The organism is Zhenhengia sp. (assembly GCF_046966505.1).
Lineage (GTDB): Bacteria > Bacillota > Clostridia > Lachnospirales > Cellulosilyticaceae > Zhenhengia > Zhenhengia yiwuensis.
In genome coordinates this window covers 146,184-171,470 of record NZ_JBKVCH010000005.1, presented here as the reverse complement: position 1 = coordinate 171,470, position 25,287 = coordinate 146,184, and the positions used below count along the sequence as shown (strand labels likewise).

Sequence of the window (25,287 nt, the reverse complement as noted above, 5' to 3'; positions counted from 1 at the left end):
AATATTATCATAAATATTATTATACACTGTAAACTAAGAAAGGAGTAGAGTATGGAGCAGATTAATTATATTGTTGTTTTTCTAGAAGGAATATTTTCATTTTTATCACCTTGTGTTTTGCCCATTCTGCCGGTTTATTTAGCTGTTTTATCAAAAAGTGTTAATGAGGATACAATGCGTAAACGTTCTGTACTTATTAGGAATACCCTCTTATTTATATTAGGTATTTCCACTGCCTTTTTTATATTAGGGACAGGCATAAGTGTCTTTAGAGTCTTTTTAAATACGTATATGAAGTGGATTTTAATAGTAGGCGGTCTCATGATTGTAGGTCTGGGGCTATTTTCTATAGGAGATTTGAACATACCTTTTTTACAAAGGGAAAGAAGGTTTCATTATCAAATGAAGGAGATGAGACCTTGGACAGCGTATTTATTAGGATTTACTTTTAGTTTTGGATGGACACCTTGTATAGGACCTATGTTAGCTTCTGTACTTGTACTAGCCTCTACTAGACATGCAGTAGAAGGTAATATCCTGCTTTTATTATATACAGCAGGTTTTACAGTGCCATTCCTATTGATTGCCTTATTTTCTGAGAAGATGATTAATCTTTTAGATAAGCTTAAAAAGCATATGGGAAAGATTCAAAAAATAGGTGGCTTTATTCTAATTGTCATGGGGCTTTTAATGTTTACAAAAGGTATTACAATGCCGGAGTATGTTCAGCCTTCTAATGAGCAGCAAGGAAGTGAAAAGAGTCAGCAGATACCTATGGCACCAGACTTTACACTGGTAGACCAATATGGACAAGAGCATACTTTAAGTGATTATAAAGGGAAAGTAGTCTTTATCAATTTCTGGGCTACTTGGTGTCCACCATGTAAAGCAGAACTACCCGATATAGAAGAAATTTATAGAGAGTATGGTATGAATAAAGATGATGTAGTGATTTTAGGTATGACCTTCCCGAATATGGATAGAGAAAAGTCTAAAGAAGAGATTATAGAGTTTATTGAAGAAGAAGGATATACTTTCCCAACTTTATTTGATGAAAGCATGGAGCTTGCCTATAAATATTATATTAATGCCTTTCCTACAACTTTTTTAATTAATAAAGATGGGACAGTAGAAGGTTATGCAAGCGGTATGTTAACAAAAGAAACAATGAAAGAAATTATTGAAAAACTTAGATGATGCCTAAAGCATTATCTAAGTTTTTGTGTTTTTAGAGTGCAAATCTTATAGGCCAAGTAAATCATAAAACATTAATGAACTGTTTGCATTACAGGTCTTATATCTATCAGACAAAGGAAATTTGGCGTAGACGTCTTGAATTACTTTACAAGCATATGAGCTTACCACTTTATATGCAGCCATATACTTCAGCTTATTTTATCCAGCATTTTAGGAGAAAGGTTGATAGAAATAGAAAGGATGTGTATAACTAAGGTTTGAAAAAAATCTAAATACATTATAAAATATTATAAAATATATTATCTCGTATTAAAAAGGAGAAGATTATGTATATTATACCGACACCTTATAAAGTCATCTTGCAAGAAGGGATTTTTAAGTTGCGTCCAGATACTTTACTTTTATTAGAAGTATCTTGTAATGCAGAAGATTTAAAGGCAGTACAACTTTTAAAAGAAGAAATACTTATAGAGTTAGGACTTGACTTAAAAATTAACAAAGGGTTTAAGCCTTTTGAAAAGTTATCAGCTATTAGGCTAAGCAAGGTAGAAGGAGAAAAAGAAGCCTATAAGCTTTCTATTAATGAAAAAGGTGTACAGATTATAGGTGGAAGTTCAACAGGGCTTTTTTATGGGCTACAAACCTTAAGACAAATTATAAGACAGCAAAGAACATCTTTAAATTATATGATGATTGAAGATAAGCCTTATTTCAAGCATAGAGGTTTTTATCACGATGTAACTAGAGGTAAGGTACCCACTTTAGAGACACTTAAGTTATTAGTAGACCGTTTAGCTTACTATAAAATCAATCAGTTTCAGCTTTATATAGAGCATACTTTTGCTTTTAAAGGCATGAGTGAAGTATGGGTAGATAAAGACCCACTAACTGCAGAAGAAATTCTTATATTAGATGTTTATTGCAAGGAGAGACATATAGAGCTTATCCCTTCTTTATCTACTTTTGGCCATTTATATGAAGTACTACGTACCCATTCGTTTACCGAGTTATGTGAGCTTGAACACGTAAGAGAAGAACCTTATCTTTTTACAGGGCGTAATCATACCCTAAATGCAACAGATGTAAGAAGTATAGAGCTTGTTAAAAATATGTTAGAGCAGTATATACCACTATTTAGCTCAGATATTTTTAATATTTGCTGTGATGAAACCTTTGAACTAGGTAAAGGGAAGAGTAAAGCCTATGCAGATAAAGTAGGTGTAGGGAAGCTTTATACACAGTTTTTAAACCAAATTGTAGAATTTGTAAAAGGGCATGGTAAAAAAGTTATGTTTTGGAGTGATGTTATTTTACATCATCCAGAACTCCTTAATGAAATACCAGAAGATGTTATAGGGTTAACATGGGATTATTTAAGCAGTGCGGATGGAGAAGGCATTAGAACCATAGCAAAGGCGGGGAGAAGTCAGTATGTATGTCCTGGAGTAGGAGGATGGAGTATGATGATGAACCTGGTAGGTAATGCATTTGAGAATATAAGAAGAATGGTAGCTTATGGTGTAGAAAATGGTGCTATTGGTGTACTTAATACAGATTGGGGTGACTTTGGACATGTAAATTTCCTAGGGAACTCTATACCAGGTATGGCTTATGGAGCCGGTTTATCTTGGAATCCTAATGGGGAAAAAGATTTTGAAACGATGTATGAGGCGATTTCACTTCTTGAATTTGGAGACCATAGTAAGCAGGTAGTAGGCTTACTTCATAAATTATCAGCAAGTCAAAATGTAGGTTGGTGTGAGCTCGTACGCTGGAAAGAAAAGGGGGAACATCCGGACTGGCTAGATATAGATAAGATTTTAAGGGGGTATCAAGTAGCTACCCAAGTAGGTGAGGCATTAGTCGATTTAAGTGGGGAACTTAAACGATACCCTATAGATATGAAAGGATTTATAGTAGCTGCAAAAGGAATCCAGCTTATTGACTTATTCTATCTCTATTTAATAAAAGGTGAAGAAATGCTGGAAGGAGCTGAGGAAGGTTATACGCCTTGGAAATTAGCAGAAGCCTTTGAGGAATGGATCTATGAGTTCCAAAATGTATGGCGTATGCAAAATAAAGAAAGTGAATTGGCTAAGGTAAGAGAAGTGGTTATGTATGTATGCCATATATTACGTACATCCAAATAAAAATATAAATTATATGAGGTGAACAAAAGATGAGTAAACAAATTACAACGGTTATTATTGGACTTGGGGGACGTGGTAAAGATACCTATGCAGAGTATATTAGACAAAATCCAGATAAAATGAAAATAGTAGCCATTGCAGATATTGAACCAGAGAAAGTAGATAAAGTATCTAAAGCTTTTAATATTCCAAGAGAAATGTGTTTTGAGAGTGCAGATGATTTACTTAAAGAAGAAAAGCTAGCTGATACAGCGCTTATTTGTACACAAGATAGAGATCATGTAGAGGAAGCACTTGTAGCCCTTGAAAGAGGCTACCATTTACTTCTTGAAAAGCCAATCTCACCAGAACTTGAAGAATGTAAACAGTTACTGGCAGCAGCTAAAAAATATAATAAACATGTTATTGTATGCCATGTTTTACGTTACACACCTTTCTATGAAACCATTAAAGCTATGATTACAGAAGGTAAAATTGGGGAAGTTGTAAGTATTCAAGCTATTGAGAATGTGGCATATTGGCATCAGGCACACAGTTTTGTAAGAGGTAATTGGAGAAGAAGTGATGAGACAAGCCCTATGATTCTTGCAAAATGTTGCCATGACATGGATATTCTATTATGGCTTGCAGACAAACGCTGTAAAAAGGTAAGTTCATTTGGTAGTACTTACTTATTTAAGGCAGAAAAAGCACCCGAAGGAGCAGCTATGAGATGTATGGATGGCTGCAAATGCCAAGATGAGTGTCCATATGATGCAGTGAAATGTTACATAGATGATCCTAAAATGGGTATTAAACATGGCAATACAGGATGGCCAGTTAATATTGTAGCCCTTGACCCAACCCTTGAAAAGGTAACAGAGGCATTAAAAGAAGGTCCATATGGTAGATGTGTTTACCATTGTGATAATGATGTGGTAGACCATCAGGTTGTTAACTTAGAACTTGAAGAGGGTGTAACCATTAACTTTACTATGAGTGCTTTTACAGGTAGATGCTACCGTTATCTTAAAATCATGGGTACACAGGGTTGTATCGAGGGACATATGGATAAAAACTTAGTGGTATATGAACCATTTGGTGGTGAAAAAGTAGAAATTGATATTACAAAACAAGGTGAAAGCTTAGCAGGACATGGTGGTGGAGATTACCGCATGATGGACCGATTTATAGAATTAATGCAAAATCCAGAAGCTAATACAAGTATGGGTACAACCATTGAGCGTTCTATTGAAAGCCATGTTGTCGCACTGTTAGCTGAAGAATCTAGAATAAATGGTGGTAAGTGTTTAAGTCTTGAATAAGAAGAGGGTGATTCATTGAATCTCACTTATTTAAAATATGCATTAGAAGTAGAAAAAACAGGTTCTATTACCAAGGCTGCCCAGCATCTTTTTATGGGGCAGCCTAATCTAAGTAAAGCCATTAAAGAATTAGAGGAAAGTATAGGTATTACACTTTTTGAGAGGACTTCTAAGGGAGTTCTTGTTACCCAGGAAGGTAAGACATTTCTTAGTCAGGCCCACCATATTATAGAGCAGATAGACCGGATGGAAGCGCAGTATAGACCTGTTACAAAACCTAAATTATATTTTAATATTTCTGTACCAAGAGCAAGTTATATTACCTATGCTTTTACACGTTTTGTTAATAGTCTAGAAGAGGGTGAAGGATTAGAAATTAACTTTAAAGAGACAAATTCTATAGAAGCAGTACGTAATATCTTAGAATGTCATTACCAGCTTGGCATTATGAGATACCCTTTAGAGTATGAGAAGTATTTTATGCACCTTATTGAGGATAAGGCATTTGAAATGCAGAAAATATGGGAGTTTGAGGATGTACTGCTTATGTCTAAAGAACATCCTTTAGCAAGGAAAGAGTCTATTGTGCGAGAAGACCTTATACCTTACATCGAACTGATACATGGAGATCTTATGGTGCCTAATGTATCGGAAGAACTGAAGAAAAAAAAAGAAAAAGACTTTGTTAAAAAACATATTCTAGTATATGAAAGAGGGAGCCAGTTTGACCTATTAAGACAGGTGCCTACAACTTATATGCATGTCTCCCCTGTACCAGAAAACTTGTTAGAACATTATCAACTTGTCCAACGTCGATGTGAAGATTTGGTTCAAAAAAATAAAGATGTACTCATTTATTCTAAGCATCATCGTCTTACAACAATAGAAGAAAGATTTATAAAAGAGTTGATAAAAGTGCAGCAAGAAATGAAGCATATCTATAAGTATATATAGGTATGCTTTTTTTTATATTACCTATAAAATATAAAACGGTGTTAAAATTATAACATAGAAGATAAATTTGAATTGCAAATAGCATAGGGGGGGGCAAGTCATATGTCACGATTTACATTACCAAGAGATATTTATTATGGAAAAGGTTGTTTAGAGACGCTTAAAACACTTAAAGGCAAACGTGCTGTACTCGTTTTAGGTGGAGGTTCTATGAAACGTTTTGGTTTTGTAGACCAAGTTGTTCGTTATTTAAAAGAGGCACATATAGAAGTCCAGCTTTTTGAAAATGTAGAACCAGACCCATCTGTGGAAACAGTTATGGCAGGTGCTCAGTTTATGAGAGAATTTGAGCCAGACTGGATTATTGCTATGGGAGGCGGTTCACCTATTGATGCCGCTAAGGCTATGTGGGCCTTTTATGAATATCCAGATACAACTTTTGAAGACCTGATCACGCCTTTTAATTTCCCAGAGCTTAGAACAAAAGCTAGATTTTTGGCTATCCCTTCTACATCAGGTACAGCAACGGAAGTTACAGCTTTCTCTGTTATTACAGACTATGCAAAAGGTATTAAGTATCCATTAGCAGATTTTAATATTACACCAGATATCGCAGTAGTAGATCCTCTTCTTGCAGAAACGATGCCACCAAAACTTACAGCACATACAGGAATGGATGCTTTAACCCATGCTATAGAAGCTTATGTTTCTACTTTAAACTCACCTTTTACAGATCCACTTGCTTTAAAGGCTATTCATATGGTATTTGACTATTTACCAGCTTCTTATGAAGGAGATAAGGAAGCAAGAGAGCAGATGCATTATGGACAATGTCTTGCAGGTATGGCTTTTTCAAATGCTCTTTTAGGTATTGTCCATTCTATGGCACATAAAACAGGAGCAGCCTTCTCAACAGGACATATTCCACATGGCTGTGCTAATGCTATTTATTTACCTTATGTTATTCAGTTTAATGCTCAATGTGCTGAGAAACGCTATGCTGATATTGCAAGATTTGTTGGTCTTGAGGGAGAAAGTGATAAAGAACTTGTGCAAAAACTTTGTGAGAAAATCGATGACTATAATGTGAAATTAGGTATTCCAAAAACATTAAAAGAGTTTGGGATTAATGAAGAGGAATTTAAGGCTAAAGTCAGTGAAATTGCTAAATTAGCTGTAGGAGATGCTTGCACAGGTTCTAATCCTAGATCCATTACACCGAGTGAGATGGAGAGACTTTTAACATGTACTTATTATGGAAATAAAGTAGAATTCTAAGAAATAAAAGATTAAAAACCGGTAAAGAATCCTTTATGAAAGGATAGTCTTCTACCGGTTTTTGTGTTTTAATAGAAAAAGATAAACTCATATAAAAGAAAAGGAGAAGAACAATGAAATACATTATTTTTTCTGATATACATGGCTCAGCAAGTCGTACAAAAAAAGTTTTAGAGATTTTCGAAAAAGAACAATGCGATAAAATGATTATTTTAGGAGATGTGCTTTATCATGGCCCACGCAATGATTTGCCAGAGGGACATGGACCTAAAGAGGTGGTAACGCTGCTAAATCACTATAAAGACCGTATTATTTGCGTAAGAGGAAACTGTGAAGCAGAGGTAGACCAGATGGTTCTAGAGTTTGCATGTATGGAGACTTATACACGTATTATAGAGGGAGAGAGAACACTTTTTGCTACGCATGGGCATCACTATAGCCCAGAGAAGCTTCCTATGCTTAAAGCAGGGGATGTATTTCTTTATGGGCATACGCACCTTTGGGAGCTAAGTGAAAAGGAAGGAATTCGTATTTGCAATCCAGGCTCTATTAGTCTTCCAAAAGAAAATAGACCAGCTACTTATGCTCTTTATAATGAGGGAAAGCTAAGTGTTTACACACTAGAGGGGGAATGCTTAGCACAAGAGTAAAGGAGATATAAAAAAGTTTTTTCTATAAAAAGTCTTCCTAAGGGCATACTAAGAAAAAATGCTTCTAAAGGATGATTTATACATGACAATTATTTTATATTTTATTATTATACTTTTAACCAATATGATTCAGGGTATTACTGGATTTGCAGGTACAGTACTTGCCATGCCTTTTTGTATATTGCTTTTAGGTATAGGCATTGCTAAACCTGTATTAAACATTTTAACCATTATTGCTTGTACTCTTATTGTTGTAAGATCCTATAAGCATATTGTATGGAAAGAATTTTTTAAGATGACAGGGATTATGTTTGTCGGTGTCTTTATTGGAGAGTATGTATATACCTTATTTCCAGTAGATATTTTACTTACTCTTTATGCCATCTTTATCATCTTTATTGCACTTAAAGGTCTATTTGTTAAGAAAGAATTTGATTTGAACGAAGGGATTTTAATCGGCATTATTCTATCAGCGGGGATTATTCATGGCATGTTTATTTCAGGTGGGCCACTTCTCATTATTTATGCAGTGAAAAAAATCAAGGATAAGGAAAGCTTTAGAGCAACTTTATCACCTGTATGGATTGTACTCAATATATATATTTTAATAAAGCAACTCTTTTTGGGAATTATTACAGTACCTATGGTAAACTTAGTTTTAATAGGTATACCTGCATTAATGATTGGGGTCATTATAGGAGGGCAAATGGCAAAGAAGATGAGTCAACAGACTTTTATGAGGCTTTCCTATGTACTTCTACTGATATCTGGGGTGAGTTTAATTATTTAAACACAAATTGAAAGAGAGAAAATAGAATGTTTACAAATAGGGATTTATACAAACTCATTATTCCACTTATTATTGAGCAGCTTTTAGCTGTTACAGTTGGTATGGCAGATGTGATGATGGTTGCAACAGCAGGGGAAGCAGCTGTTTCAGGCGTATCACTTGTAGATATGATCAATGTACTTATTATTAATATTTTTGCAGCACTTGCGACAGGAGGGGCAGTCGTATGTGCCCAGTGTATTGGGCGTAAACAAAAAAAGGAAGCGGGTGAGTATGCTAAACAGTTACTTTTTATTGTTAGTACGATCTCCATAACAATTGCTCTTTTTGTTTTAATATTTAAAGAGCCTTTATTACAACTGGTGTTTGGCAAGATTGAAGCAGAGGTGATGAAAAATGCTTTAACCTATATAATCATTTCTGCTTTGTCTTACCCCTTTTTAGCCCTCTATAACGGAGCGGCAGCCCTGTTCAGAGCGATAGGAAATTCAAAAATATCTATGAAAATATCTATTTTAATGAACGTATTGAATATTATAGGTAACGCTATATTTGTCTTTGGTTTTAACATGGGTGTAGCAGGTGTTGCTTTATCTTCTTTATTTTCACGTATGCTTGCCGCATGTATGATGCTTATACTCCTTAATAAACCAAATGAACTTCTGTACATAGAATCCTTATGGAAAATACGACCTGAAGGTTGGAGACTAAAAAGGATTTTGGGTATTGGTATACCCAATGCTCTAGAAAATAGTATGTTCCAGTTAGGGCGTGTGCTTGTAGTAAGTATTATTTCAGGATTTGGTACAGTACAGATTGCAGCCAATGCTGTAGCGAATAACCTCGATGCATTAGGATGTATACCAGGGCAGGCTATGAGCCTTGCTATGATTACGGTTGTAGGACAGTGCGTGGGGGCTGGAGACTATAAAGCTGTTAAGTATTATACAAAAAAACTCCTTAAGATGACGTATGTGTTTACTATTCTAGTCAATGCCAGCATCTTAATAGGCTTACCGTTTATATTATCTATTTATAAGCTTTCTCCAGAAACACTAAAGCTTGCAACTATTTTAGTACTCATTCATGATGGGTGTGCTATGTTGATGTGGCCAGCAGCCTTTACACTTCCTAATGCACTACGTGCAGCCAATGATGTGAAGTTTACGATGGTGGTTTCCATTTTCTCTATGTGGACCTTTAGAATTTTATTTAGTGTCATTTTAGGAAAAGGAATGGGACTTGGTGCTATAGGCGTATGGATTGCTATGATTATGGATTGGATTTTTAGGCTGACATGTTTTATAATAAGATTTAGACGAGAAAAATGGCGTCTAAAAAGTGGCTTATAGTATGCTCGTCTTAGAAGATGTATAGCGAAAGAGGAGAAATAATGGAAGAATTATATAACTTAATTGAAGATAAAATTAGAAGTGCAGGTTATTTAGGTGCTGTAAACGGTATGGAAGTTTACGATGAAATCTGTGATGAAATTGATGGTAAAGAAAATGGGAGCTACATTTTCATGTCTAAAAAAGAAGATAACGTATTCTTTGAATACAAAATTGACGTAATGGATGAGGAATTTAACTTGTCTTATGTGAATATTAATACACCAGATGGCATCATTCATGTAGATTTTGATGCAGAATAAAAAGAGCTACATTATTTCTGAGAAATGCAATGGATGCGGAGCATGTAAAGTGGTTTGCCCTAAACATTGTATTAGTCGTGGGAAGCCCTATGTGATTCAGCAAGAGCGTTGCATTAAGTGTGGCTTATGTGTGACAAGATGCTGGAGAAAAGTAATTGTGAGACAAGAATGATGCAAAAAGGGCTCCTTTAAAGGAGCTCTTTTCTTAATGAAAAGACTAAATGAAGGAGAAAGGAAGTGAAGAAGATGATTGTTACCAAAGAAGATCATCTCTATGAAGAGAGCAGGAGAGCATGGAATAGAGCTATTCAGATGTATCCCTTACAAATTATATACTGCAAAAATAAAGAAGAAGTAAGTAGAGCACTCCTATGGGCTAAAGAACACGGTTATCCTATTCGCATTCGCTCAGGTAGACATCATTATGAAGGATATTCTACTGGCAACGATGTAGTTGTTATTGATGTAAGCCAAATGAATGGTATACAGGTAGATGAAGAGAATGAACTGGTAACCGTTGAAGGTGGTGTACGCAATAGAGCCCTCTATGAGGCAGTATGTCAGTTAGGGTATCCTTTTCCTGGTGGAGGTTGTCCTACTGTAGGCGTAGCAGGACTTGTTCTTGGTGGGGGCTGGGGTTATTCAGCTAGAATGCTTGGATTAAGTTGTGACAGTTTAATTGAAGTAGAAATGATTGATGTAGATGGAAATTGTATTAAAGCTAATGCTATGACTCATCCAGAACTGTTCTGGGCTTTAAAAGGTGCTGGTGGCGGTAACTTTGGTATAGTCGTTAGCATGACTTTTAAATTACCTAAGAAGAATCCTACAGCTACACTTATTCAGTTAGAATATAAGCATATGAATACTGAGGCACGTCTAGAGCTTGTTAAGGCATGGCAGACTTTATTTGAAACTTTACCACATCATACGAATATGAAAATGGCTCTTTACAACTCTAAGGAAAAAGGGATAGGGATTGCCATAACAGGTGTATGCTATGGAAGCCAGCAGGAAGCTTTTGAAACCATTAAGCCTCTTATTATGCCTGCAAAAGAAATGCTATTAAAACTTAATGAATGCTCGGTTTTAGAAATCAATCGTATCATTCAGGATAGTCACCCTGATTATGAGAAATACAAGTCTACAGGAAGATTTGTTTATAAGACTTATAATGAAGAGCAGATTCAATCTCTCTTAGAAATTGTAGATAGTAAGCCAGAAGCATCTGATTATACAGCTATCACCTTCTATGGGTTAGGTGGGCAGATACAGGCTACATCTAAAAGAAAATCAGCTGTATTCTATAGAGATGCTAGGTTTATATTAGGTTTTCAGTCTGTATGGGAGGATGACCGAGCTAAAGCTGAGAACTGCACATGGCTCCTTGAACATTTTCCTATTATTGAGGCCCTAACAGAAGGTTCATTTATTAATTTTCCATTAGCAGAACTTACAGATTACAAAAAGGCTTATTATGGTGACTATAAAGAACCTCTTGAAAATATTAAAGCACAATATGATCCAGAAAATAGACTACACTTTCCACAAGGACTTTAAAAAATAATCTAATAAAAGGGTATATTTTCATAAAAAATGCCATACTAACCCTAGGAGGTGAGAGTTATGGCAAAAATGCACCGTTACTATGAAGAATTAGCAAATACAAAATATAATAATCATCTAGAGATGTGTAAAGATTTAGGCGTTACTTTAAATGATCTTTATACAGATGAGATAGATGAGGAAGATTTATATTAAGTCAAATTAAAAAATAGATTTAGCCGAAGTGAAGCTAAGTCTATTTTTTTTGCATAAGTATGACTAAAAATTTAGAATTCTATATGTCATGTATAAAAATACTAATAATTTCGTAGCATAATGCAGTAGATATTTAAATTTCACGGATAGGATGATGCAAGTGGATACTTTCGAAATAACGACCAAAGTTGTATTTGGTCAAGATGCTTTAGATTATATTAAGAATTTCCAAGACGAAAAAGTATTTATTGTAACAGACCCTTTTATGGTGAAATCAGGGATGATTAACAAAATCACAGCCTATCTCGGGTCTAATCAATATGAGATCTTCAGTGATATTGTACCAGACCCTCCTATGGAATTGGTTGTAAAAGGTGTTGAAGCTGTTACAGAATTTAAACCTAACTGTATGATTGCTCTAGGTGGAGGTTCTGCCATCGATGCAGCTAAGGCCATTATGGATTTCTCAAGAAAAATTGGTCGTTTAGAGGCTATGAAGTTTATTGCTATCCCAACTACAAGTGGTACAGGGTCAGAGGTAACTTCTTTTGCTGTTATTACAGATAAAGAAAAAGGTATTAAATACCCTCTTGTTTCCAATAGTTTATTGCCTGATGTAGCCATTCTAGAGCCTGAACTCGTTAAAAGTGTACCGAGTAGTATTGTAGCAGATACAGGAATGGACGTACTTACTCATGCCTTAGAAGCTTATGTGTCAACAAAAGCTACAGATTTTTCTGATGCACTGGCTGAAAAGTCCGTAGAACTTGTATTTGAATACCTTAAACGTTCTTATGAAAGTGCTGATGATATAGAAGCCAAAGAAAAAATGCATAACGCCTCTTGCCTAGCAGGCCTTGCTTTTAATCTAGCTTCCTTAGGAATTAACCATGCCATTGCACATAATATTGGTGGGAAATTACATGTACCACATGGAAGAACCAATGCCTTGCTTCTACCTTATGTTATTGAATTTAATGCAGATATAGAGGGGTATACCCCATCTCATTATACAAAAGCAGCAAAAAAATATGCTTATTTAGCAAAACTCATTGGACTTGAAGGGGCTAATACCCGTTCATCCGTACGTAATCTCATTAATGAAATTATAAAGCTACAGAAAGAAATGAAAATGCCAACCACACTGCGTGAATGTAAAATCTCAGCAGAGGCTTTAAATAAGTCAAGAGAAGACATTATTAAAGGGGCCCTAGAAGATGCTTGTCTTATAACAAATCCTAGAAAAGCAACACATGGTGACATTTTGGAAATACTCCATAAGATTGACTAAGGAGGGCCTAAAAAATGGAGATTGAAGATAAACAGCGTATTATACAAGAGTTTGTACCAGGTAAACAAGTTACACTTGCTCATGTCATTGCCAATCCTACAGAAGACATTTATAAGAAGCTAGGGCTAGTAGTAGAGAATATTAATGCTATTGGTATTTTAACTATTACACCAAGTGAAGGAGCTATTATAGCAGCAGATGTAGCCACTAAAGCATCAGATGTTACATTAGGATTTATTGATCGTTTTAGTGGGGCGCTCGTTATTACAGGAGATGTCAGCTCTGTAGAAGCAGCCGTACGCGATATTTTAGATGTACTTGAGCATAATCTAAAATTTACACCAACAACCATTACAAGGACTTAATAGAATGAGCAGAGTTATTTTTATAGGTAAGACAGGATGTGGCAAGACAACCTTATGTCAAAAACTCAATGAACTAGAAATTAAGTATAAAAAGACACAGGCAGTAGAGCTTTATGATAATGCTATTGATACACCTGGTGAATATTTAGAAAATAGGCATTATTACAGTGCACTGATTATGACAGCTGTAGATGCAGAAATTATAGCACTTGTAGCGGATCCTACTGCTTATGAAAGCTTTATTCCACCGGCTTTTGCAGGAAGCTTTGCAAAAGAGGTTATTGGTATCATTACTAAAATCAATTTGGTTCAAGAATCAGCAGATATTGATAAGGTGGAAGAACGTCTTAAAGAGGCAGGTGTTACAAGAATTTTTAAAGTCGATACAGTAGATGATGTGGGTATCAAAGAGCTTTTTGAGTATCTCGATAGCTTTCTAAATAAAGATAGGTAAAGAAAATATAAGAAAGGTGGAGGATAATGAGGGAAGAACTTTTAAGTGTAGGAATAGATATTGGGACAAGTACCACGCAACTTATTTTTTCTAAGATTATTGTAGAAAATATGGCTTCTAGCTATTCTGTTCCACGCATTGTCATTGTAGATAAAGAGATTATTTACAGAAGTGAGATTTATTTTACACCTCTTATTTCTCTAAGAGAAATTGATGGGCTAAAAGTTAGGGATATTATCCAGAAGGAATATAAAAAGGCTGGTATTGACCCTTCTAAAATTGATACAGGTGCCGTCATTATCACAGGTGAAACAGCAAGAAAAGAAAATGCAGAAGAAGTATTAACTACTTTAAGTGGACTTGCTGGTGACTTTGTTGTAGCGACAGCAGGACCAGATCTTGAAAGTATTATATCTGGTAAGGGTGCAGGTGCCCATACTTATTCTAAAGATCATAACACAAGTGTTGTGAATATGGATATTGGAGGTGGTACAAGTAATTTAGCTGTCTTTTTAAGGGGGGAAGTAAGGGAAACAGGGTGTCTAGATGTAGGTGGGCGTCTCATTAAGGTAGACAGTACAACGCATCAGATTACCTATATTGCTCCTAAACTTGAGACCCTTATTCGTGAAAACAATATGGGACTTGCCATAGGCACTAAAGCTACTAGAGAAAATTTAAAACCTATTATTGACAAAATGGTACAGGCATTAGAGCAAAGCGTAGGTATAAAAAAACAGGATGATCTATTAAAGCTCATTATTACAAATAAAAATATTGAGCTTAATGTGCCTATAGAATGTATATCCTTCTCTGGTGGTGTGGCAGATTATGTTTATTATGAGGGAGAAATAGACGATTATTTCAAATTTGGGGATATTGGTATTCTTTTGGGACAAGCTATTAAGGAATCTGATTTATGTAAGAAACTAAAAGTTGTAAGAAGCCAAGAAACCATTCGCGCCACAGTAGTAGGTGCGGGCACTCATACAACAGAAATTAGTGGCAGTACCATTACGTATACCAAAGATGCTTTTCCTATTAAGAATTTGCCTATCTTAAAACTTGCAAAAGATGAGGAGAGCGAAGATGCCCAGGCTTTAACACAGGCTATTAAAAAGAAACTTCAGTGGTTTAAGCTAGAAGGCGATTTACAAAGAGTAGCCATTGCTATGGAAGGTAAGGATAATCCTAGCTTCAAGGAAATCCAAGAATATGCTAAAGGATTAGTAGAAGGCATGGAAGAACTTATTGAAAGAGAGCTTCCTCTTATTGTCATTGTGGAGAAAGATATGGCTAAGGCATTAGGACAGAGTATGTATCATCTATTAGGGTACAAGAAAGATATTATTTGTTTAGATAGTGTCAAGCTAGATAATGGAGATTATATCGATATTGGAAGCCCTATTGCAGAAGGAACTGTATTACCAGTAGTAGTAAAAACATTAGTATTTTGTTAAGGAGGATTCAAATGATCTTAAAAACAAAATTATTTGGACATACTTATGAGTTCAAATCACTTAAAGAAGTTATGGCAAAAGCCAACGAAGAAAAATCAGGAGACAGATTAGCAGGGCTTGCACCAGAGTCAGCAGAAGAAAGAGTTGCAGCAAAAGTTGTACTTTCTAATGTTTTACTTTCAGATTTACGTAACAATCCAGCAGTACCTTATGAAATGGATGAAGTAACACGTATTATCCAAGATGATGTCAATGAAAAAATCTATGATGAAATCAAAAACTGGACAGTTGGAGAATTCAGAGAATGGATTTTAGATGAAGGCACAACAGGTGCAGATATTACACGTATTTCTAGAGGACTTACATCTGAGATGGTTGCTGCTGTTGCAAAGCTGATGTCAAATATGGACCTCATTTATGGGGCGCAAAAAATTCGTATTACTAAACACTGTAATACAACAATTGGAGAACGTGGCACACTTTCTTCAAGACTTCAACCTAACCATCCAACAGATGATCCAGATGGTATTATGGCATCTTTACTTGAAGGTTTAACTTTTGGTGCAGGGGATGCACTACTTGGACTTAACCCAGTAGATGACTCTACAGAAAGTGTTGTACGTGTTCTTAAACGTTTTGAAGAAATTAAACAAAAATTTCAAATTCCAACTCAGACTTGTGTATTAGCTCACGTTACGACTCAAATGGATGCTATTCGTCATGGGGCACCAGCAGACCTTATATTCCAATCTATTGCAGGTTCAGAAAAAGGAAATACAGCTTTTGGTTTTAATGCAGCAACGATTCAAGAAGCAAGAGATCTTGCGCTTAAAGAAGGTACAGCGGAAGGGCCAAACGTTATGTACTTTGAAACAGGACAAGGATCAGAGCTTTCCTCAGAAGCACATTTTGATACTGACCAAGTGACAATGGAAGCAAGATGTTATGGTTTTGCAAAACACTTTGACCCATTCATTGTTAATACAGTAGTTGGTTTCATTGGGCCTGAATATCTTTATGATGGTAGACAAGTAAGTCGTGCTGGGCTTGAAGATCACTTCATGGGTAAACTTACAGGTGTTTCAATGGGATGTGACGCATGTTATACCAACCATATGAAAGCAGACCAAAATAGTATTGAAGACTTATCTGTTCTTTTAACAACCGCAGGCTGTAACTACTTTATGGGTATTCCTCATGGTGACGACGTTATGCTTAACTATCAAACAACAGGGTTCCATGAAACAGCAGCTCTTAGAGAGATGTTTGGCTTAACTGCTATCAAACCTTTCCATGAATGGCTTGTAAAAATGGGCTTTGTAGATGAAAAAGGACATCTTACAGCACGTGCTGGTGATGCATCAATATTATTCTAGGATAAGGAGGCAGTCAAAGTGAACGAACAAGATTTAAGAAAAATGGTAGAGCAACTTGTAGAACAAATGGTAGGAAAAGAAGGAAATGGTGCAACCATTACTGAAACGATTACCATAAAACCTAATACAACAGCAGGCGGTAGTGATATAGACCGTAATGGATGTATTGAAGATATTACAGCTATTGACCTTAAAAAACAATTCCTTGTTAAAAATGCTAAAGATAAAGAAGCTTATCTAGATATGAAGAGCAAAACGCCAGCAAGACTTGGTATTGGTAAAGCAGGTGCAAGATATCGTACGATTACTATGCTTCGTGTAAGAGCCGACCATGCTGCAGCACAAGATGCTGTTTTCTCTGATGTATCAGAGGAATTTGTTAAGAAAAATGATTTTGTATTTGTCAAAACACTTTGTAAGGATAAAGATGAATATTTAACAAGACCAGACTTAGGTAGAAGATTTGCACAACCTGAACTTGAAATTATCAAAAAAACATGTGGTCATAATCCAAAAGTGCTCATTATTGTAGGAGATGGTCTTTCTTCATCTGCTATTGAAGCAAACGTAGAAGATATGATTCCAGCTATTAAACAAGGTTTAAGTGCTTATGGCATTACAGTACCACCAATTCTTTTCATTAAATATGCACGTGTTGGTGCAATGGATGCAGTAGGTGAAGTAACAGATGCAGATGTAATCTGTATGCTCGTTGGTGAAAGACCAGGTCTTGTAACTGCTGAGTCTATGTCAGCTTATATTGCTTATAAACCAAAACATGGTCTTGAAGAAGCAAAACGTACTGTTATTTCTAATATTCATAAAGGTGGGACAACACCTGTAGAAGCAGGTGCTCATACTGCAGAACTTATTAAAAAAATGCTCGATAAGAAAGCATCAGGTATTGATCTAAAATAAAAGGAGGCAAAGGACGTGAAAAATGATAAACTTCGTCCCAATGTTCTTGGTGTACGTGTTATTTCTAATGTAAGCCCTGATCTTGCAAAAAAATTAGAGTTAGGACCTCGCCATAAAAGTTTAGGTATTATTACTGCAGATATGGATGATGTGACCTATACTGCACTTGATGAAGCAACAAAAGATGCAGATGTAGATGTTGTGTATGCAAGATCTATGTATGCAGGTGCTGCTAATGCATCTACAAAGCTTGCAGGTGAAGTTATTGGGATTATTGGTGGTCCAAGTCCAGCAGAAGTAAGAAGTGGCCTTAAAGCAGCTCTTACTTTTATGGAAAGTGGTGCACACTTTGTAAGTGCAAATGAAGATGACTCTATTGTCTACTATGCACATACTGTATCTCGTACAGGCTCTTATCTTTCTAAGACAGCAGGAATAGAAGAAGGAAGACCACTGGCTTATCTTATTGCACCACCTCTTGAAGCGATGTATGCCTTAGACGCTGCACTTAAAGCTGCTGATGTTACACTTGTAGAATTCTTTGGACCTCCTTCTGAAACGAACTTTGGTGGCGGTCTTTTAACAGGTTCACAATCTGCATGTAATGCCGCATGTTCTGCCTTTGCCGAAGCTGTAAAAGCTGTTGCAGATAACCCACAGGAATACTAATAGCTTATGATGATAAATGCATTAGGGCTTATTGAAGTAATCGGGTATCCTACCGTTATAGAAGCCGCAGATGCAGCGCTTAAGGCAGCCAATGTACAGTTAGGTGGCATTGTAAAAGTTGATGGCGGCATTATGACTGCACAAATTTTAGGTGATGTAGGCGCTGTAAAAGCAGCAGTAGAGGCTGGTGGTATGGCAGCATCTAAAGTCGGAACAGTAAGAGCAACTCATGTGATTCCTCGAGTGGATGAATCACTGTTTGGTACAGTCATTAAACTAAGAGGCAAGGGTACGGAGGAAAAGGTGCCAAAGCCAGCTTCTACTAGCATACCAGTGCCTATCAAGGAAGAAACAAACCTTGATAGACCTGTGGCTGAGGAAGAAGTAGAAGGTATAGATGAATTACAGGGTTTAGAAGGGACTGCTCCTGTAGAAGCAGTAGAAGATGAATGGATTAATCCTAAGGATGATACGACTACCCTTATACCACCTGTAGATGGTGCAAAAGCTACGGAAAAAGAGTGGCAAAATATGAGTAATAAGGAACTTAGAGAGCTTATTACTTCACTTGGCATTAAAGTGGCAGAGAAAAAATTAAAATCAGCGAAGAAAGAGGACCTTATAGGAATAGTAAAAGATTTTTATAAGGAGTAAGAGAGGAGAAGCTTAATGGAATTACTTGATAAAGATTTAGTCTCTATTCAAGAGGTTAGAGGACTCTTAAAAAAGGCCTATGAGGCTCAAAAAATTCTTGCAACCTTCAGCCAAGAACAAATTGACCGCATTGTAAAAGCCATTGCAGATGCAGGTTATGCCAATGCTGTAAAATTAGCGAAAATGGCTAATGAAGAAACAGGGTTTGGTATTTGGCAAGACAAAGTTATTAAAAATGTTTTTGGATCTAAGGTTGTTTATGAAGCGATTAAAGATGAAAAAACAATAGGTATTATTTCTGAAGACTCAGCTCATAAAACGATGGATATAGCAGTACCAATGGGGGTTGTCGCAGCAGTTATTCCTTCAACTAACCCTACTTCAACTGTTATTTATAAAGCTATGATTTCTCTTAAAGCTGGTAACAGTATTGTGATTTCACCTCATCCAGGAGCTAAAAATGCTATTGTAGAGACAGCACGTATTATTACAGAGGCAGCAGAAGCGGCAGGATGTCCTAAAGGTGCTATTGGTGTTATTACTGTACCTACAATGCAGGCAACTCAAGAACTCATGAAGAGCAACTATACTTCAATTATTCTAGCAACAGGTGGACCTGCCATGGTTAAATCTGCTTACTCATCAGGTAACCCTGCTATTGGTGTAGGTGCAGGTAATGGACCAGCTTTTATTGATAAGAGTGCAGATGTGAAAATGGCTGTTAAACGTATTTTTGATTCTAAAACATTTGATAATGGTACAATTTGTGCATCTGAACAATCTATTATCGTTGAAAAATGTATGGAAGAAAAAGTCGTTGCAGAGCTTAAAGCACAAGGTGGTTATTTACTTGATCAAGATCAAAGTGATAAACTTGCTAAATTCATTTTAAGAGCAAATGGTAGTATGAACCCTGCTATTGTTGGTAAGAGTGTTGAGCATATTGCAAAACTTGCAGGTATTCGTGTACCATCTGATGCACGTGTTCTCATTGCAAAAGAAAGCAAAGTAGGTCATGATGCACCTTATTCAAGAGAAAAACTTGCACCAATTCTTGCTCTTTTTGTAGAAGAAAATATAGATGCAGTTTTAGAAAAAAGTATAGAAATTCTTAAATTTGAAGGTATGGGACATACATTTAGTATGCATGCAAATGACACAGAACTTGTTAAACGTTTTGGTCTAAGAATACCAGCTTCTCGTATTCTTATTAATACACCTGGAGCCCTTGGCGGTGTAGGTGCAACAACAGGTCTTTTCCCAGCTCTAACACTTGGATGTGGTGCTGTAGGTGGAAGTTCAACTTCAAACAATATCGGTCCTATGGATCTTATTAATATTAAACGTGTAGCTTATGGAACAAAAGAACTTGAGGAACTTAGAGTAGGTGTGCCAGGTCAAGAGGGTAATTGTTGTGAACCTTCTAGCTATATGATTGATGAAATTGTTAAAAAAATTATGAAAGAATTAATATAAAAGGTTTAAAAGTAGAATACTAACTAGGTATTACTATTTTCTTTATTTAAGGAGGAAAACAAAATGGCAAATACAAATGCATTAGGAATGATTGAAACAAAAGGATTAGTAGGTGCAATTGAAGCTGCTGATGCTATGGTCAAAGCAGCTAACGTAACACTTGTAGGTAAAGAACAAGTTGGAGGCGGTCTTGTTACTGTTATGGTAAGAGGAGACGTAGGTGCTGTTAAAGCTGCTACAGATGCAGGTGCTGCTGCTGCTGAAAGAGTAGGAGAACTTATTTCTGTACATGTTATTCCAAGACCACATACTGAAGTAGATGTTATTTTACCTCATGGCGCACAAGCTTAAATCAAGGTAGCTTTATAAAGTGCATCTTTAAAGATGCACTTTATAAAAATTAACATCAGGTGTGGTGGTGAAAAAATGTCGGTTTTAACAGAAGATGATGTAAGAAGAATGATTGCGCATGATGAGTTACATGAAAAGGGTGATTTCTATTTAACCCCGAAACAAATCATCACTCCTTCAGCCAGAGCTTATTTGGCAGAAAAGAATATTACCATTAAGAACAAAGAGGATTTAGAAAGTGAGGCAGAGCCTATGGACCTTAAAGAAGAAGTTTTATTTGATACTTTATTTGGTGCAAAGCTTACTGAAAAGCCAGAACATATGACTCACTTAAGAGGAAATCTTCTTGTATTTAAAGATCATCCACGTATTGCTTTTAGAGGGGCTATGGATTCCTTAGAAGCAGAAATCATTATGGTACAAGTGCTTGCCGAAAAGCAGGGACTTAAAAAACTGGTTAAAGACTTAGAAGAAATTATAAGATTTGTACGTAATCTTGTAAGATGTGAAGTAAGTGGTGAACCCCTTAATGAATTTAACTTACAGGGTTTAGATGCACCAGCACTTCGTGCACATTCACATCACCCAAGTCAATATTATGGTATGCATCATTTCTTACCAACTTATAGACATGGTGAAATGGTAGCAAATCTTAATAAGCTGCGTACTTTAACAAGAGAGTCCGAACTTGTAGCTTACAGAGCTTTTAAAGATGAATATGGCCAAGCGACTAGAGAAGACCTAATAAGAGCACTTAATCGTCTATCTTCCCTCTTCTGGATTATGATGTTTAAATATTTGACAGATCAATATAAGGAATAGATGGGAGAAAGGAGAGCATATGACACAGATTATACAACGTATTGCAAATGAAATTGTAAATGAGCTTAAAGAAAAGCTCTTTATCCCTGTAGAAGCATCTGGAAGGCATATTCATTTAAGCCGAGCTGATGCAGATAGTTTATTTGGAGAAGGCTATCAGTTTACCAAAGTAAAAGACCTCTCTCAACCAGGACAGTATGCCTGTAAAGAACGTGTAACTGTAACAGGTCCTAAAGGCTCTATTCACAATGTTATTGTTTTAGGTCCAGAACGTAAACAAAGTCAAATGGAAGTTTCACTAACAGATGCACTTGCATTAGGGATTAAAGCACCTGTAAGACAAAGTGGTGATACTAAAGGGAGTCCAGGTATAACAGTTACCAATGGCAGTCGTAGTGTAACCCTTGCAGAAGGTATTATTGTTGCTAAACGTCATATTCATATGACCCCTGAAGATGCACAGAAATTTAATGTCAAAGATGGTGAGATTGTTAAAGTTAAAGTTTCTGGGTCACGCCCTGTCATATTTGAAGATACGGTTGTAAGGGTAAGTAAAGATTTTAGAACGTATATGCATATTGACTATGATGAAGCCAATGCTTGCGGATATAATAAAGATAGCTGGGGTATTATTGTTAAATGATGGAGCAACAAGTAATTGATGCTATTGTAAATGAAATTTATAACCGTCTTAAACAATGTGACCATGCATCGTATCTCTTACTTATAGGTGCAATAGGCGTAGAAGATGAGAAAATGCTAAAAGGAAGTTATCAACTTACACGCAACACTTTAGAAAATCTAGATCATACTACCATTTTAATAAGTGAACTTTCTGAAGAACAGCTTGCACATCTTGCATTAGGATGTAGCTATACGGATGAAGAAAGATGTATTTTAAAAGCTTTATTAGAAGGTAGGACTGTATATCTTCTTGAAAGTGGCATAACTTATAGAAAGTATAAAAAAACAGCTCATAAACCTCTTTATACACTTTACCAAGACTATGAAAGTAAGCTTATACAATATGGTATACGTATAATTAGTCATATAGGTGAACTTTTTACGAGTCAAAAAGAAGAGCCTATCTTAACACACTCAAAAGAGGTAGACTTAAAGCACAAAAAACTTTTACTTGAAACAGACCTTATGCATACACATCTAGAAACCTTTACAGTCATTGAGATAAGTAAGAAATGTATTGTAACGCCTCTAGCAGAAGATTATATAAGGTCTCATAAGCTAAAGATAAAAAGAGTGTAGTGGAGGCGAGAAATTGGAAATTGCAAGAGTAATCGGGAATGTATGGGCCACTAAAAAAGACCAAAAGCTTAATGGTCTTAAATTATTAGTGCTTAAGGTACTTGTAGATAAGGAAAGAGAAAAGGAAGGTCTTATTGTAGCATCGGATATAGTAGGAGCAGGTGTTGGAGATTTAGTACTGATCAGTAAAGGTGGTAGCGCAAGACGAGCTGTTGGCAATATAGATGCCCCTATTGATGCAGCAGTTATAGGTATTGTAGATTCAATAGAGGTGTTTGAAGATGAATAAAAGTATAGGTGCTCTAGAATTTAGAAGTATTAGTAAAGGAATAGAAGTATCTAATGAAATTGTGAAAAAAGCTAATGTAGAAATTATCTATTTTAAAACGATTTGTCCTGGTAAGTTTTTAGTTATTGTAACAGGGGATGAAGGAGAAGTGAATGAAGCAATAGACTATGGCGTTATGATTGCAGAAAACACTTTAGTAGATAGTTTCAAAGTACATGCAGTGAGCACACCTATTATAGCAGCTTTTAAGAATAAGTATGATTCCAAAGAGATTGCAGATGCTGTAGGCATTATGGAAACAACCAAGGTGTGCGCAGGTATTAAGGCGTTAGATGCTGCCCTCAAATCAAGTGATATAAAGCTTATTAAAATGCATCTTGCTTTTGGGATTGGTGGCAAGCTGGTATATATAGTCACAGGAACATTAAGTAGTATAGAGTATGGTCTAGCACAAGGCAAAGCACAATTGTCTAAAACAGAAGCAGCCAACATTTCTATTATTCCATCTCCAAGTCCTGAAATGACCAAATACCTCTAATGTACTTAACGATAAAATTTAATAAAAATGGAGTGAAAGCTTTATGAGTATTAATGAAATTATCATCTATATTATGGTATTGTTTGCAGCACTTGGCGCACTTGACCGTATTATTGGCGACAAATTTGGACTCGGTGAAAAATTTGAAGAAGGTATTATGGCAATTGGTGCCCTTGCTATTTCCATGGTTGGGATTATTGCACTTTCACCTGTTATTGCTAATATTTTAAAACCCGTTATCGTACCTTTATTTGGTATTTTAGGGGCTGACCCTGCTATGTTTGCAGGTTCTATTTTGGCAAATGATATGGGTGGTGCACCTCTTGCACAAGCACTTGCTATTGATCCAGCAGCAGGACTTTTCGGTGGGCTTATTGTAGGAGCTATGCTTGGACCAACAATTGTATTTACTATTCCGGTAGCGCTTGGTATTATCGAAGAACAAGATAGAAAATATCTTGCAACAGGTGTACTTGCTGGTGTTATTACTATTCCTCTTGGTGCTTTTGTAGGTGGACTTGTAGCTGGTTTTCCATTTATGATGGTTATTCGTAACCTTATTCCAATTATTATTTTCGCAGCTTTAATTGCAATAGGACTTTGGAAATTTGAAGATGCTATGGTTAAAGGATTTACTTATTTTGGTAAATTTGTAGTAGCTGTTATTACTTTAGGATTAGCTGTAGGGATTATTGAAAAGCTTACAGGTATCGTGCTTATCCCAGGTATGAATCCTATTTCAGAAGGCTTTGAAATTGTAGCAGATATCGCTATCGTACTTGCAGGTGCATTTCCTCTTGTTTATGTCATTACAAAAGTATTTAAAACTCCTCTTATGAAACTTGGTAAAGTTATGGGTATGAATGATGTAGCAGCTGCAGGTCTTGTGGCAAGTTTAGCCAATAGTATTCCGATGTTTGGCATGATGAAAGATATGGACAATAGAGGTAAAATCTTAAACGTAGCTTTTGCTGTATCAGCAGCGTTTGTATTCGGAGACCACTTAGGTTTTACAGCTGGTTTTAATGCAGAGATGATTTTCCCTATGATTATTGGTAAATTAGTAGGTGGTATTTCAGCTATTTTTGTAGCTATGTTTATTGCGAATAAAACTTTAGGAAAGGAAAATGCTTAGATGGATATGGATAAATCAACAATAGAGTCCTTAGTTAGACAAGTTCTAATGGAAAAGCTTTCAGGTGTATCTCATAATCAATGTGATTATGTAAGAGAAGTAGCACCTGGTGGTGTTATTGCAGTGAAAGTACCTACAGTTAAAGTAGATGAAAGTAATCGCATGGATACAGGAACACCTTCAGATATTGTCTACACAAAAGATTTATTTACTTTAGAAGAAAGTCCAAGATTGGGTTGTGGTGTTATGGAAATGACTAAAACAACGTTTGATTGGCATCTTAATTATGATGAAATTGATTATGTAATTGAAGGTTCATTAAGCATTGTTATTAATGGAGCTACAGTAACAGCAGGCCCTGGAGAATTAATCCTTATCCCTAAAGGATCAAGTATTAAATTTTCAGTACCCAATTATGCAAGATTTATATATGTAACTTATCCTGCAGACTGGGCAGGTCAGGCTTAGAGAAAAAGTGTACTATATTC

29 protein-coding genes are annotated in these 25,287 nt (G+C 36.0%); all 29 read left to right on the top strand.

What is annotated here, in order from left to right; all coding sequences use genetic code 11:
* The first annotated feature begins 51 nt into the window (after nt 1-51).
* Nucleotides 52-1,197: a cytochrome c biogenesis protein/redoxin gene (locus tag ACLTBU_RS07970; protein WP_177672286.1), complete on the top strand. Its 1,146-nt coding sequence runs from the start codon at nt 52-54 to the stop codon at nt 1,195-1,197.
* A gap of 326 nt (nt 1,198-1,523) precedes the next feature.
* The gene (locus ACLTBU_RS07965) at nt 1,524-3,347 is read left to right on the top strand and encodes a glycoside hydrolase family 20 zincin-like fold domain-containing protein (RefSeq protein ID WP_412218475.1); all 1,824 of its coding nucleotides are present in this window, start codon (nt 1,524-1,526) and stop codon (nt 3,345-3,347) included.
* 29 nt (nt 3,348-3,376) lie between these two features.
* Nucleotides 3,377-4,651, top strand: coding sequence for a Gfo/Idh/MocA family protein (locus ACLTBU_RS07960; RefSeq protein ID WP_412183233.1), 1,275 nt, complete (start codon nt 3,377-3,379; stop codon nt 4,649-4,651).
* Between the two features lie 15 nt (nt 4,652-4,666).
* The gene (locus ACLTBU_RS07955) at nt 4,667-5,605 is read left to right on the top strand and encodes a LysR family transcriptional regulator (protein WP_249332715.1); all 939 of its coding nucleotides are present in this window, start codon (nt 4,667-4,669) and stop codon (nt 5,603-5,605) included.
* A gap of 102 nt (nt 5,606-5,707) precedes the next feature.
* The gene (locus ACLTBU_RS07950; RefSeq protein ID WP_320649799.1) at nt 5,708-6,883 is read left to right on the top strand and encodes an iron-containing alcohol dehydrogenase; all 1,176 of its coding nucleotides are present in this window, start codon (nt 5,708-5,710) and stop codon (nt 6,881-6,883) included.
* A 113-nt stretch (nt 6,884-6,996) separates the two neighbouring features.
* On the top strand, nt 6,997-7,533 hold the full coding sequence (gene yfcE, locus ACLTBU_RS07945) for a phosphodiesterase (protein ID WP_177672281.1): 537 nt from the start codon (nt 6,997-6,999) through the stop codon (nt 7,531-7,533).
* An 82-nt stretch (nt 7,534-7,615) separates the two neighbouring features.
* Nucleotides 7,616-8,323, top strand: a complete 708-nt coding sequence (locus ACLTBU_RS07940; RefSeq protein ID WP_177672280.1) for a sulfite exporter TauE/SafE family protein — start codon at nt 7,616-7,618, stop codon at nt 8,321-8,323.
* Nucleotides 8,324-8,349: 26 nt separating this feature from the next.
* Entirely contained in the window at nt 8,350-9,675 is a 1,326-nt protein-coding gene (locus ACLTBU_RS07935; RefSeq protein WP_177672279.1) for an MATE family efflux transporter, read from the top strand.
* Nucleotides 9,676-9,716: 41 nt separating this feature from the next.
* Nucleotides 9,717-9,977 carry a hypothetical protein gene (locus ACLTBU_RS07930; RefSeq protein ID WP_177672278.1) on the top strand — a complete coding sequence of 87 codons (261 nt, stop codon included), beginning with the start codon at nt 9,717-9,719 and terminating at the stop codon, nt 9,975-9,977.
* Nucleotides 9,967-10,149: a 4Fe-4S binding protein gene (locus ACLTBU_RS07925; RefSeq protein ID WP_177672277.1), complete on the top strand. Its 183-nt coding sequence runs from the start codon at nt 9,967-9,969 to the stop codon at nt 10,147-10,149. Before ACLTBU_RS07930 ends, ACLTBU_RS07925 begins: the two co-directional genes overlap by 11 nt.
* A 74-nt stretch (nt 10,150-10,223) precedes the next feature.
* Nucleotides 10,224-11,537, top strand: coding sequence for an FAD-dependent oxidoreductase (locus ACLTBU_RS07920; RefSeq protein WP_177672316.1), 1,314 nt, complete (start codon nt 10,224-10,226; stop codon nt 11,535-11,537).
* A 66-nt stretch (nt 11,538-11,603) separates the two neighbouring features.
* Nucleotides 11,604-11,738 (top strand): hypothetical protein, encoded by a 135-nt coding sequence (locus tag ACLTBU_RS07915; protein WP_283246190.1) that lies wholly within the window; start codon nt 11,604-11,606, stop codon nt 11,736-11,738.
* Nucleotides 11,739-11,898: 160 nt separating this feature from the next.
* Nucleotides 11,899-13,029 (top strand): 1-propanol dehydrogenase PduQ, encoded by a 1,131-nt coding sequence (locus ACLTBU_RS07910; RefSeq protein ID WP_412218471.1) that lies wholly within the window; start codon nt 11,899-11,901, stop codon nt 13,027-13,029.
* A 14-nt stretch (nt 13,030-13,043) separates the two neighbouring features.
* Nucleotides 13,044-13,394 carry an ethanolamine utilization microcompartment protein EutS gene (eutS, locus tag ACLTBU_RS07905; protein WP_177672275.1) on the top strand — a complete coding sequence of 117 codons (351 nt, stop codon included), beginning with the start codon at nt 13,044-13,046 and terminating at the stop codon, nt 13,392-13,394.
* A 4-nt stretch (nt 13,395-13,398) separates the two neighbouring features.
* Nucleotides 13,399-13,848, top strand: coding sequence for a EutP/PduV family microcompartment system protein (locus ACLTBU_RS07900; protein ID WP_177672274.1), 450 nt, complete (start codon nt 13,399-13,401; stop codon nt 13,846-13,848).
* A 26-nt stretch (nt 13,849-13,874) separates the two neighbouring features.
* On the top strand, nt 13,875-15,308 hold the full coding sequence (gene eutA, locus ACLTBU_RS07895; RefSeq protein WP_249332718.1) for an ethanolamine ammonia-lyase reactivating factor EutA: 1,434 nt from the start codon (nt 13,875-13,877) through the stop codon (nt 15,306-15,308).
* Between the two features lie 11 nt (nt 15,309-15,319).
* Nucleotides 15,320-16,684, top strand: coding sequence for an ethanolamine ammonia-lyase subunit EutB (locus ACLTBU_RS07890; protein ID WP_177672272.1), 1,365 nt, complete (start codon nt 15,320-15,322; stop codon nt 16,682-16,684).
* A gap of 18 nt (nt 16,685-16,702) precedes the next feature.
* Nucleotides 16,703-17,602, top strand: a complete 900-nt coding sequence (eutC, locus tag ACLTBU_RS07885) for an ethanolamine ammonia-lyase subunit EutC (RefSeq protein ID WP_177672271.1) — start codon at nt 16,703-16,705, stop codon at nt 17,600-17,602.
* Between the two features lie 15 nt (nt 17,603-17,617).
* A complete protein-coding gene (gene eutL / locus ACLTBU_RS07880) occupies nt 17,618-18,271 on the top strand; it encodes an ethanolamine utilization microcompartment protein EutL (protein WP_177672270.1) in 654 nt (217 codons plus the stop codon).
* A gap of 6 nt (nt 18,272-18,277) precedes the next feature.
* Nucleotides 18,278-18,925: a BMC domain-containing protein gene (locus ACLTBU_RS07875; protein WP_283246191.1), complete on the top strand. Its 648-nt coding sequence runs from the start codon at nt 18,278-18,280 to the stop codon at nt 18,923-18,925.
* 15 nt (nt 18,926-18,940) lie between these two features.
* Nucleotides 18,941-20,401 (top strand): acetaldehyde dehydrogenase (acetylating), encoded by a 1,461-nt coding sequence (locus ACLTBU_RS07870; protein WP_249332720.1) that lies wholly within the window; start codon nt 18,941-18,943, stop codon nt 20,399-20,401.
* A gap of 63 nt (nt 20,402-20,464) precedes the next feature.
* On the top strand, nt 20,465-20,752 hold the full coding sequence (gene eutM, locus ACLTBU_RS07865) for an ethanolamine utilization microcompartment protein EutM (protein ID WP_177672268.1): 288 nt from the start codon (nt 20,465-20,467) through the stop codon (nt 20,750-20,752).
* A gap of 75 nt (nt 20,753-20,827) precedes the next feature.
* Nucleotides 20,828-21,574: a cobalamin adenosyltransferase gene (locus ACLTBU_RS07860; RefSeq protein ID WP_177672267.1), complete on the top strand. Its 747-nt coding sequence runs from the start codon at nt 20,828-20,830 to the stop codon at nt 21,572-21,574.
* A gap of 19 nt (nt 21,575-21,593) precedes the next feature.
* The gene (gene eutD / locus ACLTBU_RS07855; RefSeq protein ID WP_249332721.1) at nt 21,594-22,217 is read left to right on the top strand and encodes an ethanolamine utilization phosphate acetyltransferase EutD; all 624 of its coding nucleotides are present in this window, start codon (nt 21,594-21,596) and stop codon (nt 22,215-22,217) included.
* The gene (locus tag ACLTBU_RS07850; protein WP_249332722.1) at nt 22,214-22,837 is read left to right on the top strand and encodes a hypothetical protein; all 624 of its coding nucleotides are present in this window, start codon (nt 22,214-22,216) and stop codon (nt 22,835-22,837) included. Before eutD ends, ACLTBU_RS07850 begins: the two co-directional genes overlap by 4 nt.
* A gap of 13 nt (nt 22,838-22,850) precedes the next feature.
* The gene (locus ACLTBU_RS07845; protein ID WP_177672264.1) at nt 22,851-23,126 is read left to right on the top strand and encodes a EutN/CcmL family microcompartment protein; all 276 of its coding nucleotides are present in this window, start codon (nt 22,851-22,853) and stop codon (nt 23,124-23,126) included.
* Nucleotides 23,119-23,664 carry a BMC domain-containing protein gene (locus ACLTBU_RS07840; RefSeq protein WP_177672263.1) on the top strand — a complete coding sequence of 182 codons (546 nt, stop codon included), beginning with the start codon at nt 23,119-23,121 and terminating at the stop codon, nt 23,662-23,664. The genes ACLTBU_RS07845 and ACLTBU_RS07840 overlap by 8 nt, the downstream gene beginning before the upstream one ends.
* Before the next feature lie 43 nt (nt 23,665-23,707).
* Entirely contained in the window at nt 23,708-24,799 is a 1,092-nt protein-coding gene (gene eutH / locus ACLTBU_RS07835) for an ethanolamine utilization protein EutH (RefSeq protein ID WP_412218467.1), read from the top strand.
* The gene (locus ACLTBU_RS07830) at nt 24,800-25,267 is read left to right on the top strand and encodes a cupin domain-containing protein (RefSeq protein WP_177672261.1); all 468 of its coding nucleotides are present in this window, start codon (nt 24,800-24,802) and stop codon (nt 25,265-25,267) included.
* Nucleotides 25,268-25,287: the final 20 nt, after the last annotated feature.

Excerpts from the sequence above, each read along its gene's own strand:
- ACLTBU_RS07970 (WP_177672286.1), top strand. The coding sequence starts at position 52 with ATGGAGCAGATTAATTATATTGTTGTTTTTCTAGAAGGAATATTTTCA.
- ACLTBU_RS07965 (WP_412218475.1), top strand. The coding sequence starts at position 1,524 with ATGTATATTATACCGACACCTTATAAAGTCATCTTGCAAGAAGGGATT.
- ACLTBU_RS07960 (WP_412183233.1), top strand. The coding sequence starts at position 3,377 with ATGAGTAAACAAATTACAACGGTTATTATTGGACTTGGGGGACGTGGT.
- ACLTBU_RS07950 (WP_320649799.1), top strand. The coding sequence starts at position 5,708 with ATGTCACGATTTACATTACCAAGAGATATTTATTATGGAAAAGGTTGT.
- yfcE (WP_177672281.1), top strand. The coding sequence starts at position 6,997 with ATGAAATACATTATTTTTTCTGATATACATGGCTCAGCAAGTCGTACA.
- ACLTBU_RS07940 (WP_177672280.1), top strand. The coding sequence starts at position 7,616 with ATGACAATTATTTTATATTTTATTATTATACTTTTAACCAATATGATT.
- ACLTBU_RS07935 (WP_177672279.1), top strand. The coding sequence starts at position 8,350 with ATGTTTACAAATAGGGATTTATACAAACTCATTATTCCACTTATTATT.
- ACLTBU_RS07930 (WP_177672278.1), top strand. The coding sequence starts at position 9,717 with ATGGAAGAATTATATAACTTAATTGAAGATAAAATTAGAAGTGCAGGT.
- ACLTBU_RS07925 (WP_177672277.1), top strand. The coding sequence starts at position 9,967 with ATGCAGAATAAAAAGAGCTACATTATTTCTGAGAAATGCAATGGATGC.
- ACLTBU_RS07920 (WP_177672316.1), top strand. The coding sequence starts at position 10,224 with ATGATTGTTACCAAAGAAGATCATCTCTATGAAGAGAGCAGGAGAGCA.
- ACLTBU_RS07915 (WP_283246190.1), top strand. The coding sequence starts at position 11,604 with ATGGCAAAAATGCACCGTTACTATGAAGAATTAGCAAATACAAAATAT.
- eutS (WP_177672275.1), top strand. The coding sequence starts at position 13,044 with ATGGAGATTGAAGATAAACAGCGTATTATACAAGAGTTTGTACCAGGT.
- ACLTBU_RS07900 (WP_177672274.1), top strand. The coding sequence starts at position 13,399 with ATGAGCAGAGTTATTTTTATAGGTAAGACAGGATGTGGCAAGACAACC.
- eutA (WP_249332718.1), top strand. The coding sequence starts at position 13,875 with ATGAGGGAAGAACTTTTAAGTGTAGGAATAGATATTGGGACAAGTACC.
- ACLTBU_RS07890 (WP_177672272.1), top strand. The coding sequence starts at position 15,320 with ATGATCTTAAAAACAAAATTATTTGGACATACTTATGAGTTCAAATCA.
- ACLTBU_RS07875 (WP_283246191.1), top strand. The coding sequence starts at position 18,278 with ATGATGATAAATGCATTAGGGCTTATTGAAGTAATCGGGTATCCTACC.
- ACLTBU_RS07870 (WP_249332720.1), top strand. The coding sequence starts at position 18,941 with ATGGAATTACTTGATAAAGATTTAGTCTCTATTCAAGAGGTTAGAGGA.
- eutM (WP_177672268.1), top strand. The coding sequence starts at position 20,465 with ATGGCAAATACAAATGCATTAGGAATGATTGAAACAAAAGGATTAGTA.
- ACLTBU_RS07860 (WP_177672267.1), top strand. The coding sequence starts at position 20,828 with ATGTCGGTTTTAACAGAAGATGATGTAAGAAGAATGATTGCGCATGAT.
- eutD (WP_249332721.1), top strand. The coding sequence starts at position 21,594 with ATGACACAGATTATACAACGTATTGCAAATGAAATTGTAAATGAGCTT.
- ACLTBU_RS07850 (WP_249332722.1), top strand. The coding sequence starts at position 22,214 with ATGATGGAGCAACAAGTAATTGATGCTATTGTAAATGAAATTTATAAC.
- ACLTBU_RS07840 (WP_177672263.1), top strand. The coding sequence starts at position 23,119 with ATGAATAAAAGTATAGGTGCTCTAGAATTTAGAAGTATTAGTAAAGGA.
- eutH (WP_412218467.1), top strand. The coding sequence starts at position 23,708 with ATGAGTATTAATGAAATTATCATCTATATTATGGTATTGTTTGCAGCA.
- ACLTBU_RS07830 (WP_177672261.1), top strand. The coding sequence starts at position 24,800 with ATGGATATGGATAAATCAACAATAGAGTCCTTAGTTAGACAAGTTCTA.